A 14,762-nucleotide genomic window follows, 5' to 3' on the forward strand; every position below is an offset into this window, starting at 1 on the left:
ATGGCCGAACCATATCTTCGCGTAGAAAACCTGGTCAAACGCTTTGGCCCTTTCACAGCCCTTGGTGGCGTTGACCTTGAGGTCTTTCCAGGTGAGGTGCATTGCCTGTTGGGGGATAACGGGGCGGGTAAATCGACCCTGATCAAAACCCTTGCTGGTGTCCACCAACCCACCGAAGGCAAAATCTATATCGAAGGCAAACCTGTTACCTTCCGCTCGCCACGGGATGCCTCTGCGGCTGGCATTGGCACAGTGTATCAAGATTTGGCCCTGAACCCGTTGATGAGCGTCACCCGTAATTTCTTTATGGGTCGTGAATTGACCGGGCCCCTTGGCAGCTTGCGCATGAATGAAATGAACAAGATTGCGCATGATGAGATGCTGAAAATCGGTATTGATTTCTCTGACCCCACGCAGGCGGTTGGTACAATGTCAGGCGGTCAGCGTCAGACATTGGCGATTGCGCGCGCGATTTATTTCGGGGCTAAGGTTCTGATCTTGGATGAACCAACATCAGCGCTTGGTCAGCGTCAGCAGATGGGTGTTTTGAAAACAATCAAACGCGTCCGCGCACGCGGGGATATTGCGATTATTTTCATCACGCATAACGAAATCCATTCGCGTCTGGTGGGGGATCGCTACACGTTCCTTGCGCTTGGTAAAACGATTGGGGCGGGCACCGCTACCGAGATCGGTGACAAGGAAATGCGCCGCTTGATGTCAGGGGGCGCAGAGATGGGCGACCTCAAGGCAGAGCTAGACGTGATCTAATCTCGCTGTAACTGACAGCAGGGGCCGTTCGCGGCCTCTGCATCCGCGGGGTCATGTGTGACCAAAACCGTAGGAATATTGCGCGCGCGAATATGTGCAAAAACAAAGCGGCGCATCTCATCTCGCAATTCCATGTCCAAGGCCGAAAAAGGCTCGTCCATCAACAGCGCGCGCGGCTCTGCCAAGAGGCTGCGCATCAGGCTGGCACGGGATTTTTGGCCGCCTGAAAGGGTGTCTGGGTCAGCCTCATAGAGGTCCGCAAGGCCTGCTGTCTCAAGGGCTGCCTCTATGCCTGCGCGGCGCGCCGCGCGGTCGGCGCTTGCCCGCAGACCAAAGGCAAGATTGTCACCAAGGCTGAGATGGGGAAAAAGGCACGGATCTTGAAAAATCATGCCCACCCCGCGTGTTTCGGGGGCAAGGGAAGCTAGGTCTTGCCCCTCAAGGGTCATATGACCAGTCGCCGTGACGGACGGGTCAAGATGGCCTGCGATCGCCGCCAAAAGGGTGGATTTTCCGATGCCAGATGGCCCCATAATCGTGGCAACCTCACCACGCGCAACACTCAGGCTAAGGGGCTGAAACAGCCTCCGTTCTCCAATGCTGAGGCTTAGTTCTGTGATCTCTAGGCTCATGTCACCCTCGCTTGCATCGCGCGTCTGTTGCGCCAAACATAGCGCGGGGTCAAGAAGGCCAGCAGATAGACCAACAGGGGCAGCGCGGCCTGAAGGCTGCCATAAACCCCTGTGATCCTGCGATCCCCGCCTGAGGCGAACGTGACCGCCTCAGTGGTGATCGTAGCAACCCTGCCGCCGCCCACAAAGAGGGTCGGCAGGTATTGCGCAATGGAAACGGCAAAGCCAACTGCGATGGCCACCATGATGGCCCGTAGCATCAAGGGAAGTTTCACAGCGAAAAACCGCCGCCACGGCCCTGCGCCAAGTGCGGCTGCCGCCTGTAAAACCCTGCGATCTATTGCGCGCCACGGATCGAGCAGCATCAACAAAATATAGGGGTAAACGAATAAAAGATGCGCCCAAATCACGGGCGCCACCCCTGCCGTGATGCCAAGTTTCAGCGCGGCAATATTCACCCCATAAAGAAACCCAATTTGGGGCATCAACAGCGGGGTGTAGATCAGCGGCAAAAGGATAGGTTTTGCCAATTTGTTGGGCAAATGCTCCACCGCCTCGAGTGTCAGAAGCGCAAGCGGTGTTGCGATTGTCAGATTGATCACTGCAATCTCAAGGCTTGTATGAAGGGGCGCACCCCAATCGCCGCTTTGCCATGCCCTGAGGGATAGGGATTGTGGAAAAACATCAGGCCAAACCCACCGCCATGTGATTGACCACAAAAGCAAGCCCACAATGCCGAGCAGACCCAACCCCATGATCCCGCGCGGCAGGGGCGTGATCCATGACAGGGGTATCCGCGTTCCCCCACGCCGCCCCATGCGCGCCTCGGCCTTGGCAAGTCGCATCATGCCGCGCTCACATAACCATAGGCTGAGACAGGCCAAGGCAATCAGTGCGATTTGAACCATAGCCCCCGCAAATGCGGGCAAAAGCAGCGTCAAATCAGGCGCGATGAACAGGCGCGTGACCAAGACGGCGAAGGTTGGCGGCGCATTCGGCCCCAAGATCAAGGCCATATCCACCACAGATAGCCCGTAAGCCAACACCACCATCACAGGCAGTCTGATCAGCGGGTAAAGCCGCGGCAAGATCAGCAGCGCCCAAATGCGCAGCGTGCCATAGCCAAGGCTTGCCCCGATTTGGCGCGTGCGGGTCACGGGCAATTGCGCCATGGCACTGGCGATAGCGATGACCAAAAAGGGGGTTTCTTTGATCACTAAGCCAAGGATCAGCGCAAATCCCGCAGGATCATTCACCAAGGCCAGATCTGGGGGGCGCTCAAAGCCCAAAAGGGGCGCAAGCGCGCGCATAATCCACCCCGAAGGCGCAATCAAAAATGCAAGGCCAAGGGCGATTGCGGCGTGGGGAATGGCCAATAGCGGGGCTAAGATACGGCTTTCCCCGCCGCCTTGCGCCACGAAGATCAGCGCAAGCAACAGCGACAGGGCCGTGGCCACCCCCCCTGTTTGCAGCGACAGACCAAGCGCGCCCCAAAACTCGGGCACCGCCATCAAGCGGTGATAGGGCACAAATGTCAGGTGATCCGCGCCAATCGCGGGGAAAAAGCCCAAACTGGCCGCAAGGCCAATGGCAAAGCCCGCGACAATCGGGGCCAAGACCAAGGCCGCCGCCGCGCTGAACACACCGATAGATGCGCCACGCCCCATCAGCGTGCGTAGCGCGCCGCCCAATCTTCGGCGATGGCGGTCATCCAGCTGGCATGGGGTTCAAGCAAGGTTGGCCCCAGATCGGCCAATTCGGGCAAGGCGGGGCTTTGCGGAAGGTCTGCAAAAAACGCTGCCGCTTCCGCATCCATCAGCGCGGGGTCAAGCACGGAAAACGCGCCGAGATTGTCGATATTTTGCATATGCGCCTGCGCTTCGGGCGATAGCAGGAAATCTGCCACAACCTGCGCCCCCTCAACATGGGTCGCGTTATAGGGGATCGCCACAAAACTGATATTTCCAAGTGTTCCCCCCTCGGGCACGAAAACGCGGGCCGTGTCGGGCAAAAGCCCCAAATTGATGGCCGCTGCCGAATAGCTTGGGTCAAAGGACATGGTGATATCGATTTCGCCATCGTTCAAAAGGCGCGCTTGGATCGACTCGTTTTCAGGGAATGTTTCACCCTCCCGCCACATCAAGGGGCGCAAGGCATCATACCATGTCCAAAGGGGGGCAGTGAGGGCGGCATAATCCGCCTCGCTCACAGGGTTTTGCAGGATGGCGGGGGTATCAACCAAACTGATCAAAGCCTGTTTTAGAAAACTGGCCCCCATAAAATTGGCAGGATCGGGATGGGTAAAGCGGCCGGGATTGTCACGCGCCCAATCAAGCAATTCGCCCATAGATTGAGGCGGGTTCGGGACGCGGGCGCTGTCATGGATGAACACAAATTTGGCCAAGCGCCATGGGGCCTCTAGCCCATCAACGGGAACGGTAAAATCAACCGATGCAGGTGCATCAGGCGACAGGTCAACAAAGCGCGCATTTGGCAGGCGTTGAACAAAGGGGCCAAACAGCAAATCTTGCTCTTTCATCGCTAGAAAATTTGGGCCGTTGATCCAGATCAGATCAACCGCACCGCCCGTGTTCTGACCTGCGGCACGTTCTGAGAGAACCCTTGTCACGGCCTCGGCCGTGTCGGTTAACGGCACATGCTCGACCGCAATACCAAACCGCGCCTGCATCTGCGCATCGACCCAATCAATATATTTGTTCGTGCGTGGATCACCGCCCCAAGCATGCCAATACACAGTCTGCCCGCGCGCGGCATCCACTGTGTCTTGCCATGTTTGCGCATGGGTTTGTGTGGCCATCATCAGAGCCAGTATCGGCAAAAGGCGTTTGATCATGAGGTCTCTCTCTCAATGCGTGTTCGGTGAAAAAGCCACCCATGCCGCGATGAGGCGGGTGAGTGTTGTAATGGCGCAGGCCGCTGCAAAAATAAACGCAAAGGCAGGGAAGGCCATCGGGAAAAGACAAAAGATCACAAATGCGGCAATTGTTTCGGCCCCTTCGGTCAGGCCGCCCAAATAATAGAACCCTTTTTGCGGGAAGGCTGAAGAGTGCAACCCGCGTTTCGCGGCAATCACCGCATAAGCCATAAATGAAACGCCCGTGCCAATGAAACTCGCCAGTAAGAGCGCAGCAGGAAGGGCGTTGCGGGTCGGATCGAAGAGCGCAAACCCAATTGGGATGCTCGCGTAAAAGAGAAAATCAAGCGCGATATCCAAAAACGCGCCCCGATCTGTTGGCCCTGCGATCCGCGCCACAGCCCCATCCAACCCGTCACAAAGGCGGTTGAGCAGGATGAACATAAGACTCAGCCCAAAGTGCCCCATGGCAAGCGCAGGCAGGGCGCACAGCCCCAGAGCAAAGCCAAACAAACTGATCTGATCTGCACTTATACCGGCCTTATACAAAGCTTCGGCAAAGGGGCGGGTCAGGCGGCGTTGCAGGGGCAATAGGCGGGCATCGATCATTTTCCGAGCCTCCAGGCGTGAAACCGCTGCAGCAGCGCAAGGGCGCGGGGGTTCACGCGTGCTTTGCGCCAATTCCCCGCGACATATTTATTAGCCTCTGCGAGGGTTGGATAAATGTGAATGGTGCCCAAGATTTTGTTCAGCCCAAGCCCGTGTTTCATGGCCAAGGTGAATTCGGCCAAGAGATTTCCCGCCTCGGCCCCGATGATTGTGGCCCCAAGAATGCAATCACTGCCTTTTGCGGTCAGCACCTTTACAAACCCCTTTGTGGTGCCATCGGCAATGGCGCGGTCAAGATCATCGAGATCATAGCGCGTGACCTCATAGGCCACGCCCTTGGTTCGGGCCTCACTTTCAGAAAGGCCAACGCGGGCGATTTCGGGATCGGTAAAAATTGCAAAAGGAATGGTGCGATAATCGGCTTTGCTGCGCTTAATATCCCCAAACAGCGCGTTTACGGCGGCGTAATAGGCCTCGTGGCTTGCCGTATGGGTGAATTGATAAGAGCCTGCGACATCGCCAGCGGCGAGGATATTGGGGAGAAGGGTTTGCAAATAGTCATTCGTGTCGACCTTGCGATCTGTGACAATCCCCAATTCCTCAAGGCCAAACCCCGTCAGGCGTGGGCTGCGCCCGACTGCCACCAAAAGATCATCGGCCAGGATCACCTCACGGCCCTCTGGCCCTTCGATCTCCACGGCAATCTGATCACCCGCACGGCTCACGGATTGCGCTGCGTAGCCTGTTTTGACGGCAACCCCATCGCCCTCTATCGCGGCAAGAAGGGCGGCGCTGACCTCCTCATCCTCGCGCGCCAAAAGCCGTGGCGCGCGTTCGATTTGCGTGACCTGAACTCCAAGCCGTGCGAAACTTTGCGCCAATTCGCAGCCAATCGGCCCGCCCCCTAAAACCACCATGGATTGTGGGGCGGTTTCACGGGTTTTCATCTCTGACCATAATGTGTCAGAGGTCAGATAGGGCACATCGGACAGGCCCGTAATGGGGGGGATGGTCGGGGATGCGCCCGTGGCCACGATGATCGCGCGGGTGGATAAGGTCGTGACGCTGCCATCATTTTGGGTGATCTCTACATGCCAAGGGTCACGGATGCGGGCATAGCCTTTGATCACTTCAACCCCCAAACCCTCGTAACGCTCTACGCTGTCATGGGGCGCGATGGTTTCAATCACCTTATGAATGCGGGCCATGATGCGCGGGAAATCCACCTTGGGGGGCGCTGCGATGAGGCCGTATTCCTCGGCATGGGCAATGTCATGGGCGCGCTTGGCGGATTTGATCAACGCCTTTGAGGGGACGCAGCCAAAATTGAGGCAATCCCCCCCCATTTCTCCGGCCTCAACCAAGGTGACCTTGGCCTTGAGTGCAGCGGCGATATAGGCCGAAACAAGACCAGCTGCGCCTGCGCCAATCACGATCAGATTGTGATCAAAACGGGCAGGGCACGTATAGGGGCGATAGGCGCGATAGCGTTTGATGCGCGCAATCGCAAATTTTGCAATCCATGGAAAAAGGCCAAGCGCTGCAAAAGACCCGATCAGCGCGGGCGACAGAATATCAGCAACGGCTGTGATCGTTGCCAATTGCGTCCCTGCGTTCACATAAACGGCCGTTCCTGCAAGCATCCCCACTTGGCTTACCCCGTAAAAGGTCAAGGCCTTCATCGGCGATAGGCCCATCACTAGATTAACTACGAAAAAGGGCACAATCGGCACAAGGCGCAAGGTAAAGAGGTAAAAGGCCCCATCTTGTGCAAGCCCGCGATTGACGCCCTCAAGCCGCGCGCCAAATCGGGCCATTACCCAATGCCGCGCTAGATAGCGGGCGGTGAGAAAGGCCAAGGTCGCCCCAAGGGATGCGGCAAAGGACACCATCAACAGCGCCGACCAAAAGCCGAAAATTGCGCCAGCCCCTAAGGTCATCCAAACCGCCAAGGGCAAAGACAGCGCGGTGACCGCCGCATAGATCAGGAAATAGAGGCCCCATAAAAGCCCTACATTTTGGTCGCGCCACATTTGCGCGTCATCCACAAAGCCGCGCAGCCCCTCAAGGGATAAATCAAGCGCGGATAGAGCCCAAAACCCTAAGACAATCAGCACCACCAAAAATGCGGCTATAGCGCGTTTTTTCATCGTGGTCCCCTTAGCCTCATTCGTCAGCGTTTCACCGCTTTTGACGAAGAATCCCGCGCGCGCCTAGTCTTATTTCTTTCCCTCACACCCATGTGAGAGGGGCGTTACCGCATCACCAAAACGGGGGCTTTGCAGGATTGGATCATCTGCGTGGTGGTTGAGCCGATCATCAATTGGCGCACACGACTGTGGCCATAGGCCCCCATCACCAAGAGATCATGGGCAGCGCCACTGCTGCTGTCACTGTCACAGAGCCGCGCAAGCAGGTGCTCGGGCTCGCCCGCCTCGATCAGGATGTCTGCGCCCATGCCTGCCGCGGTTAGACGATTTTTTGCCGCCTCAAGCGCCGTGATCTGTTCGGCGCTTGGTGTTCCCGCAAAAACCAAAGTGACGGCGCGATTTGAAAACGCGGGCAAAGTGGCGACATAATCGACTGCCTTTGTGGCAGAGATCCCACCATCAAATGCGATCAAAAGTTCAGAAATAGGGGCAAAGCTGCGATTGGCGATGAAGACGGGGCGGTGCGCGCTGCGCAAAATCCGTTCTAGGTTTGACCCCAAATGCGCCATGGCGTGGCTTGCAGCCTCGCCACGTTTGCCGATCATGATCATTTCAGCCGCTTGTTCTTTGTCAGCCACCGTATCGACAAGATCCCCCTGCCGCAGGCGGGTTTCGACCTCGACCCCCTCGGCGCTGATAAGGGCGGCGGCATCCTCTAGCACAGCGCGGCCTTGCTCTTGGGCCAATTTCGCGCGGGCTTCGTCCATTTGTGACAGCTCGGCCAAAAGACGGCTGCGCGCACCAAGGCGAATTGCGCCGCTATAATCCCCCCGATCATGCCCCGACCGGCGACCTAAGATGTGATAAAGCTTGACCTTCCACGCGTTCTGCCCCGCGATCCATGCTGCGTAATGGCACAGGCTTTCGGAATAGGCCGAGGCATCCACAAGCGCCATCAGGTTTGGTTTATCGGTCATCACACAATCCCCTCAATGGCCCGTCAGCGCATCCAAAGCGCCAGGTTTGTCATGAATGGCAAGTTTATCAACGATGGTCTCTGAGGCCTCGTTTAGGCCGATGACCTCAACCTCAGCACCCTCACGGCGGAATTTCAAAATCGCCATATCCAAGGCTGCTACGGATGAAATATCCCAGATATGGGCATGGGTCAGATCAATGGTGACACGATCCAAGGCTTCGCGGAAATCAAAGGCCTTCATAAAATCTTCGGAGGAGGCAAAGAAAAGCTGGCCTTCAATCCGATAGTTGCGATGGCGTCCATCGGCAGTGATGCTCGATGTAACGCGAAAGAGCTGCGAGATTTTCCAGGCAAAGAAAATGCCAGACAGAAGCACCCCAACCAAAACGCCAATCGCAAGGTTGTGCGTGTAAATCACAAAGAACACAGTCGCCAACATCACGATAGAGGAGGATTTGGGATGCTCGCGCAAATTGGTGATGGATGACCATGAAAATGTGCCAATCGACACCATGATCATAATCGCGACCAAGGCGGGCATGGGGATAATCGCCACGATGTCACCAAGCGAGACGCAGAGGATCAACAAGAAAATTCCCGCCACAAAGGTCGAAAGCCGTCCGCGCCCGCCTGATTTTACATTGATAATCGACTGCCCGATCATGGCGCAGCCCGCCATCCCGCCGATGAACCCGGTGGCAGAATTGGCCAGACCTTGGCCGATGCATTCTTGATTGCGATCTGACGCTGTGTCGGTCAGATCATCCACAATCTGCTGGGTCATCAGGCTTTCCAACAGGCCCACAACCGCAACGGCGAGTGAATACGGGAAAATGATCTGCAATGTTTCAAAAGTCAGCGGGATATCAGGGATCAAAAATACGGGCAGCGTGTCAGGCAATTGCCCCATATCGCCTACGGTGCGCACATCCCACCCCATGAAGACACATAGCGCCGTCAACACGATGATCGTGACAAGGGGCGATGGAACAGTCCGCGTCAGGCGCGGAAATAGATAGATGATCGCAAGCCCCGCCGCGACCAAGGGATAGGTCAAAATCGGCACATTGCGCGGGTCAAGTTCGGGCAATTGCGCCATGAAGATCAAAATGGCCAAGGCGTTCACAAAGCCCGTCATGACGGATTTTGAAACAAAGCGCATCACATAGCCAAGCCGTAAAAGACCCGCCATGATTTGCAAAAGGCCCGCCAAAACAGTGGCCGCCAAGAGATATTGCAGCCCGTGATCGCGCACCAAGGTCACCATCAAAACGGCGGTGGCCGCGGTGGCCGCCGAAATCATGCCAGGTCGCCCGCCTGTGATTGCGCAAATCACAGCGATGGAGAAACTGGCGTAAAGACCTACTTTGGGGTCAACACCCGCAATGATGGAAAAGGCGATTGCCTCAGGGATCAGGGCCAAGGCCACAACCAATCCTGACAAAAGATCGCCACGGATATTATGCGTCCATTCATGGCGGTACTGCGCGAGAGATATCATCAAATCTAGTCCCTTGCCGGCCTTGGAATGCCAAGGCGGGATCATGTCCGATCAGCGTGATCAAGCGTTGATTTTGGCCGCGAGGGGCCAGTGCTCCCCCTATGCTGTTCGGGCGGGTTTTAGGGGCAAAAGCCGAACTTGCCAAGCCCAGAGGGCAAAGTCGCATTTTGGCTTGAGTTCGTGATGGCCGATGCTAACTCTGCCAGACATGCAGTATCGCCGTGCCATGAATCCTGATCCCGCCACCTTTGCGGATGTGTTTTTAAAAAGCTTCACCGCCTCTGAAGGGGTGGAGGAGGGGGGATTTGTATCAGCACTCGCCGCTGACTTGATCAAAACTACCCCAGAAAATGACATTGCCGCCTTTACCGCCCATGAGGGCAATCTGTGCGTGGGCGCGGTGATTTTCACGCGGCTCTATTTTCCGCAGACAAGTGCGATTGTGTTCTTACTCTCGCCAATGGCGGTATTGCCAAACCATCAGGGGCAGGGCGTGGGGCAGGGGTTGATTGCCTGCGCCCTGTCACAGTTGGTGGGCGATATCGTGGTGACATATGGTGACCCTGCGTTTTACGGAAAAACTGGGTTTGCGGCCATTGACCCTGTGGTTTTGCCCGCACCTTACCCGTTAAGCCAACCGCAAGGGTGGATTGCACAATCCTTGACAAAGGCCCCAATTTTACCGCTAGAAGGCCCCGCAACCTGCGCGCCTGCCTTGCGAAACCCCGCATATTGGTAGGCCCCACCACCAACGCGGTAATGATGTGACCCAGACCCTCACCCACAATGCCCGCCTCAGCGTGGCGCCCATGATGGATTGGACGGATCGGCATTGTCGTTATTTCCATCGTCTGATGTCGCGTCACGCTTTGCTTTATACCGAAATGGTGACCTCCGCCGCTTTGGTGAATGGGGAGGCTTCACGGCATTTGACCTATGATGCGGCCGAGCATCCCGTTGCGCTGCAATTGGGGGGCTCTGATCCTTTTGAATTGGCGCAGGCGGTGAAAATTGCTGCGCCCTATGGGTATGATGAGATCAATCTCAACGTGGGGTGCCCGTCTGATCGGGTGCAATCGGGCTGTTTTGGGGCGGTTTTGATGAAGACCCCACAGCTTGTTGCTGATTGCGTGCGGGCCATGCAGGATGCTGCGACTGTCGAGGTGACTGTGAAATGCCGCATCGGGGTGGATGATCAAAACCCCACCGAGATTTTGCCCGCCTTTTTGAAACAGATGGCAGAGGCAGGGGTCAGGCGTCTGACAATTCACGCACGCAAAGCGTGGCTTGAGGGGCTAAGCCCCAAGGAAAACCGCACCATCCCGCCGCTTGATTACGCCTTGGTGCGGCGCATGAAGGAAGAATTTCCGAACCTGCATTTATCAATCAATGGCGGTGTTGAGGATCTAGACGCGGTCGCATCCCACTTTAGGGATGGTCTTGATGGGGTGATGGTTGGGCGCGCGGCCTATCATAGCCCCTATGTGATCTTGGGCCACGCGGATGCAGTGATTTTTGATGACCCGCGCACAGTGCTGTCGGCGCATGAGGTGGCCGAGGCGATGATCCCCTATGCCGAGCGCCATATCACCCAAGGCGGGCGGTTGCATCATGTGACGCGTCATATCTTGGGGCTATTTGCGGGGCAGCCTGGCGCGCGCGCATGGCGGCGTATTTTGTCGACCGAGGCACAAACAGTCGATGCAAGCCCCAAGGTGATTGCGCGCGCGATGCAGATGATGCGTGAGCCTGCCTAGCTCTGCACCCGTGCCGCGCGCCCGCCACGGCGCTTGCTCAAAAGGTTTGCACGGCTTGGCAGGGCCTTCATGATGTCAGCGCGTTCTTCGGGTGACTTGCGGCCCCATGTGCTGATTTCATCAATCGTACGATAGCATCCTGTGCAAATCCGTTCGGTCGGATGAACAAGGCAGATTTTTATGCAAGGCGAAGCGATTTCTTCGCGCGACCAAACCTCGTCCACCATTGCCTGCCCTGCCTCTATTCTGCGCTGCGGATCACCCGCATGCGATCCAGTGATCCTTGCAATATATAGCTTGCGGCGACCGCATCAATCACCTCGGCGCGACGTTTTCGGGACGTATCCGCCTCTAAAAGCGCCCTTTCGGCGGCCACAGTGGATAATCTTTCATCCCAAAACGCGGCGGGCAAATGCGACAGCCCCTCAAATCGGCCAATATTGCGCAAAAAAGCGCGGGTCGATTGGGCGCGGGGGCCTTCGCTGCCATCCATATTGCGGGGCAGGCCAAGGATGAGGCCGCGAATATCCCGTGCCGCCACCAGTTTTGCCAATTCTGCGGCGTCTTGGGTGAATTTCTCGCGCTTGATTGTGACCAACGGGGTTGCAACGCTTTGGAATAAATCGCTGATGGCAATGCCAATGGTTTTGGTGCCAAAATCCAAACCCAAAATCGCGGCAGGCGGCGCGGTGGCCGCTGCAAAGTCGTGAAGGTCGACAAAACCCTCGGTCATTGGGGCAGGCCTGCCTCAGCATTGTCGAGCACTGCCGCAGCGCTGTCTTGGCCCGCAAAATTTGCGCGCGCCTCAGCCAGAATTGTGCGCGCCTCATCAACGCGGCCCAAAACCCCCAAGGCCGTAATCAGCTGTGCATATTCTTCAACAGTGCCACCCTCATTGGCCAAACGGGCCGATAAATTGCCAACCATGCCTTCAATCATTGCAGCGCGATCTTCGGCGCTCATTTGACCTGCGGCTTCCATTTGCGCGGCATCGGGGCCGCGAAGAGGGGCGTCTTCACGGCGGGGTTGAGGCAGGTCATCCACATTGATGGGATCACCCGCAAGAAAGGCCACTTCCTCAATCTGCAAACGGATGGGTTCAAGCCATGGCGCATCAGGCGTGCTTTCGGCCAAAAGAGTGCGCCAGATTGTATAAGCCAGATCAGGGCGGCCCCCTTGGGCATACATGAGGCCCATGTAATAGCGCGCGGTTCCATTGCGCGGCTCTTGCGCGATGGTGTCGGTCAACACGGCCTCGGCCTCGGGCGAAACATACCCACCCGCCGCCAAAATCATCATTTCCGCCAGATTGGCCCTTGCGGCCACACCCTCGGGGCTTTCTGGGGCAAGCAGGCCGACAAGCTGTTCTTGCGCGGCAACGGCGGCCTCGAAATTGCCAAGGCGCAACTCGTTTTCCGCCAAGAGGCGCCATCCTGTTGGGTCATCGCGCCGCTCGGCCATTATCGCGCGCAAACGTTCAACCAAGGCCTCAAGTTCTGGGTTTTCAGGGATTGTGGGGCGGGCCGACACCGAAGCCTCGGCCACCGCCTCGGCCTGTGAGGGGCGGGTGGCGCGATTTTCTTCGATGCGCTCAATGCGGTTTGCAATCGGCATATCTGGATAATTGGGCACCCCCAATTGCGCATAGACCAAGACCGCAAGGGCCAATGTCGCAACCAAACCCACAGGGATCAAAACCTTGCCATGGGTAAGGCCCGTTCCCGCCTCTTGGGCCGCTTGCAGGGCGCGATCTGCCTCAATCAGGCGGCGTGAAACTTCGGCGCGGGCGCGTTCTGCATCTTGCGGCGATAGCACGCCACGCGCTTCATCGCGCTCAAGTTCCTGCAATTGGTCGCGATAGACCTGCACATCATAGGCTTCGGTTGGGGTTGTCGCGGATACGCCGCGCAGAAAGGCACGCAGCAAAATCAAGATAGCTGCCACAGAAATTGCAGCAGTTGCGATCCAGAAAACCATCAAGCCTATTCTCCCGCGAAATGTCGTCTTGGCCCAGATGTAAGCTCTTGGCCCGCAGATCAAAAGGATAATCGTGACACAAAGCCGCGACCATCTTGCGCAGGCCCGCAAAGCGGGGCAAGAAATGCAAGAATTGCGTTTTGCATCTGGTCGTTTTTGCGCGCAAATATGCCGCCCGCAGTATCCTTTTGCGTCCCGAACAGGGCCAAACAGGGGCAAGTTTTCAGGAGTGTCTTTCGCCATGCGCCACTATTCTGTCTTTGCCATCGTCAAAGAGGCATTGGGATATCACCAAGGTTGGGAACGCGCGTGGCGCAACCCAACACCAAAGGCCCAGTATGACGTGATCATCATCGGCGCAGGTGGCCATGGTTTGGCCACGGCCTACTATTTGGGTAAGAATTTTGGCATCACCAATGTGGCGGTGATTGAAAAGGGCTGGCTTGGCGGCGGGAACACGGGGCGCAACACCACGATCATTCGCTCGAACTATCTCCAAGACCCATCTGCCGCGATCTATGAGAAATCGCGCAGTCTGTATGAAACCCTGAGCCAAGATTTGAATTATAACATCATGTTCAGCCCGCGCGGCGTGATCATGTTGGCGCAGACCGAGCATGAAAAGCGTGGCTATTTGCGCACAGCACATGCAAATTCGCTGCAGGGCGTTGAGACACGCTTCATCACCCCGCGCGAGGTCAAAGAACTTTGCCCGATCATCCATCTTGAGGGGCCGCGTTATCCTGTTTTGGGCGGTCTGTGGCAGGCGCGCGGCGGCACGGCGCGCCATGATGCGGTGGCATGGGGCTATGCGCGGGCCTGTTCCGCGATGGGGATGGACATCATCCAACAATGCGAGGTCACAGCCATCCACCGCGAAAATGGCGCAGTCAGCGCGATTGAAACCACCAAGGGCCGCATTGGGTGCAACAAATTGGGCATCGTGGTGGCGGGTCATTCCAGCCATGTGGCCGATATGGCAGGCTTCCGCCTGCCCATTGAATCGGTTGCGCTGCAGGCGCTGGTGTCTGAACCCATTAAGCCCTGCATGGATGTGGTGGTTATGGCCAATACGGTGCATGGCTATATGAGCCAATCCGACAAGGGTGAAATGGTCATTGGCGGCGGCGCAGATGGCTATAACAACTACACACAACGCGGCTCTTTCCAGCATATCGAGGAAACAGTGCGCGCCTTGGTCGAGACATTCCCGATGATTTCGCGCCTTAAGATGCTGCGCCAATGGGGGGGGATTGTTGATATGACGGGGGACCGTTCCCCGATTATCTCGAAAACCCCTGTCGAGAATTGCTTTATCAACTGCGGTTGGGGCACAGGCGGGTTCAAGGCTATCCCCGGATCAGGTTGGGCGATGGCGGAACTTATGGCCAAAGGGCACTCACCCTTGGCCGATGAGTTTGGCCTAAACCGCTTCCGCGAGGGCCGCTTCATTGATGAAAGCGTGGCCGCAGGGGTGGCGCATTGATGCCTGCCTTGATGTTTAAGATTTA

14 protein-coding genes are annotated in these 14,762 nt (G+C 56.9%); 4 read left to right on the plus strand and 10 right to left on the minus strand.

Annotated elements, in window-relative coordinates:
* The gene (locus AAC637_RS01790; RefSeq protein WP_317654704.1) at nt 1–771 is read left to right on the plus strand and encodes an ATP-binding cassette domain-containing protein; all 771 of its coding nucleotides are present in this window, start codon (nt 1–3) and stop codon (nt 769–771) included.
* On the opposite strand, the gene AAC637_RS01795 is transcribed toward AAC637_RS01790, so the two are convergent.
* From AAC637_RS01795 to AAC637_RS01825, 7 genes are all read right to left on the minus strand, one after another.
* Complete coding sequence (locus tag AAC637_RS01795; RefSeq protein ID WP_340302061.1) at nt 768–1,403, minus strand: ATP-binding cassette domain-containing protein; 636 nt, start codon at nt 1,401–1,403, stop codon at nt 768–770. The two genes, AAC637_RS01790 and AAC637_RS01795, sit on opposite strands and share 4 nt — an antisense overlap.
* On the minus strand, nt 1,400–3,070 hold the full coding sequence (locus AAC637_RS01800) for an ABC transporter permease (RefSeq protein ID WP_340302062.1): 1,671 nt from the start codon (nt 3,068–3,070) through the stop codon (nt 1,400–1,402). Before AAC637_RS01800 ends, AAC637_RS01795 begins: the two co-directional genes overlap by 4 nt.
* Nucleotides 3,070–4,257: an ABC transporter substrate-binding protein gene (locus AAC637_RS01805; protein WP_340302063.1), complete on the minus strand. Its 1,188-nt coding sequence runs from the start codon at nt 4,255–4,257 to the stop codon at nt 3,070–3,072. Before AAC637_RS01805 ends, AAC637_RS01800 begins: the two co-directional genes overlap by 1 nt.
* A gap of 12 nt (nt 4,258–4,269) precedes the next feature.
* Nucleotides 4,270–4,887, minus strand: a complete 618-nt coding sequence (locus tag AAC637_RS01810) for a CDP-alcohol phosphatidyltransferase family protein (protein WP_340302064.1) — start codon at nt 4,885–4,887, stop codon at nt 4,270–4,272.
* Entirely contained in the window at nt 4,884–7,037 is a 2,154-nt protein-coding gene (locus tag AAC637_RS01815; protein WP_340302065.1) for an FAD-dependent oxidoreductase, read from the minus strand. The genes AAC637_RS01810 and AAC637_RS01815 overlap by 4 nt, the downstream gene beginning before the upstream one ends.
* 104 nt (nt 7,038–7,141) lie before the next feature.
* Entirely contained in the window at nt 7,142–8,014 is an 873-nt protein-coding gene (locus AAC637_RS01820) for a universal stress protein (protein WP_340302066.1), read from the minus strand.
* Between the two features lie 12 nt (nt 8,015–8,026).
* Nucleotides 8,027–9,517, minus strand: a complete 1,491-nt coding sequence (locus AAC637_RS01825; protein WP_340302067.1) for a SulP family inorganic anion transporter — start codon at nt 9,515–9,517, stop codon at nt 8,027–8,029.
* A gap of 190 nt (nt 9,518–9,707) precedes the next feature.
* On the opposite strand from AAC637_RS01825, the gene AAC637_RS01830 reads away from it, so the two are divergent.
* Together AAC637_RS01830 and dusA are read left to right on the plus strand one after the other, a co-directional pair.
* Nucleotides 9,708–10,256 carry a GNAT family N-acetyltransferase gene (locus AAC637_RS01830; protein ID WP_340302068.1) on the plus strand — a complete coding sequence of 183 codons (549 nt, stop codon included), beginning with the start codon at nt 9,708–9,710 and terminating at the stop codon, nt 10,254–10,256.
* A gap of 25 nt (nt 10,257–10,281) precedes the next feature.
* Nucleotides 10,282–11,274: a tRNA dihydrouridine(20/20a) synthase DusA gene (gene dusA / locus AAC637_RS01835; RefSeq protein WP_340302069.1), complete on the plus strand. Its 993-nt coding sequence runs from the start codon at nt 10,282–10,284 to the stop codon at nt 11,272–11,274.
* On the opposite strand, the gene AAC637_RS01840 is transcribed toward dusA, so the two are convergent.
* From AAC637_RS01840 to ccmI, 3 genes are read right to left on the minus strand one after another with little or no spacing between them, the layout of a single operon-like run.
* A complete protein-coding gene (locus AAC637_RS01840; protein ID WP_317654695.1) occupies nt 11,271–11,501 on the minus strand; it encodes a DUF1289 domain-containing protein in 231 nt (76 codons plus the stop codon). The two genes, dusA and AAC637_RS01840, sit on opposite strands and share 4 nt — an antisense overlap.
* A gap of 14 nt (nt 11,502–11,515) precedes the next feature.
* On the minus strand, nt 11,516–12,007 hold the full coding sequence (gene ruvX, locus AAC637_RS01845) for a Holliday junction resolvase RuvX (protein ID WP_340260618.1): 492 nt from the start codon (nt 12,005–12,007) through the stop codon (nt 11,516–11,518).
* Complete coding sequence (ccmI, locus tag AAC637_RS01850; RefSeq protein WP_340302070.1) at nt 12,004–13,251, minus strand: c-type cytochrome biogenesis protein CcmI; 1,248 nt, start codon at nt 13,249–13,251, stop codon at nt 12,004–12,006. The genes ruvX and ccmI overlap by 4 nt, the downstream gene beginning before the upstream one ends.
* 241 nt (nt 13,252–13,492) lie before the next feature.
* Here ccmI and AAC637_RS01855 point away from each other — a divergent pair, with 241 nt between their 5' ends.
* Nucleotides 13,493–14,737, plus strand: coding sequence for a sarcosine oxidase subunit beta family protein (locus tag AAC637_RS01855; RefSeq protein ID WP_340302071.1), 1,245 nt, complete (start codon nt 13,493–13,495; stop codon nt 14,735–14,737).
* Nucleotides 14,738–14,762 lie beyond the last annotated feature (25 nt).

This window comes from Roseobacter sp. HKCCD7870 (genome assembly GCF_037830315.1).
In the GTDB taxonomy this organism is placed as follows: Bacteria; Pseudomonadota; Alphaproteobacteria; order Rhodobacterales; family Rhodobacteraceae; genus M30B80.

Excerpts from the sequence above, each read along its gene's own strand:
- AAC637_RS01790 (WP_317654704.1), top strand. The coding sequence starts at position 1 with ATGGCCGAACCATATCTTCGCGTAGAAAACCTGGTCAAACGCTTTGGC.
- AAC637_RS01795 (WP_340302061.1), bottom strand. The coding sequence starts at position 1,403 with ATGAGCCTAGAGATCACAGAACTAAGCCTCAGCATTGGAGAACGGAGG.
- AAC637_RS01800 (WP_340302062.1), bottom strand. The coding sequence starts at position 3,070 with ATGGGGCGTGGCGCATCTATCGGTGTGTTCAGCGCGGCGGCGGCCTTG.
- AAC637_RS01805 (WP_340302063.1), bottom strand. The coding sequence starts at position 4,257 with ATGATCAAACGCCTTTTGCCGATACTGGCTCTGATGATGGCCACACAA.
- AAC637_RS01810 (WP_340302064.1), bottom strand. The coding sequence starts at position 4,887 with ATGATCGATGCCCGCCTATTGCCCCTGCAACGCCGCCTGACCCGCCCC.
- AAC637_RS01815 (WP_340302065.1), bottom strand. The coding sequence starts at position 7,037 with ATGAAAAAACGCGCTATAGCCGCATTTTTGGTGGTGCTGATTGTCTTA.
- AAC637_RS01820 (WP_340302066.1), bottom strand. The coding sequence starts at position 8,014 with ATGACCGATAAACCAAACCTGATGGCGCTTGTGGATGCCTCGGCCTAT.
- AAC637_RS01825 (WP_340302067.1), bottom strand. The coding sequence starts at position 9,517 with ATGATATCTCTCGCGCAGTACCGCCATGAATGGACGCATAATATCCGT.
- AAC637_RS01830 (WP_340302068.1), top strand. The coding sequence starts at position 9,708 with ATGCTAACTCTGCCAGACATGCAGTATCGCCGTGCCATGAATCCTGAT.
- AAC637_RS01840 (WP_317654695.1), bottom strand. The coding sequence starts at position 11,501 with ATGGTGGACGAGGTTTGGTCGCGCGAAGAAATCGCTTCGCCTTGCATA.
- ruvX (WP_340260618.1), bottom strand. The coding sequence starts at position 12,007 with ATGACCGAGGGTTTTGTCGACCTTCACGACTTTGCAGCGGCCACCGCG.
- ccmI (WP_340302070.1), bottom strand. The coding sequence starts at position 13,251 with ATGGTTTTCTGGATCGCAACTGCTGCAATTTCTGTGGCAGCTATCTTG.
- AAC637_RS01855 (WP_340302071.1), top strand. The coding sequence starts at position 13,493 with ATGCGCCACTATTCTGTCTTTGCCATCGTCAAAGAGGCATTGGGATAT.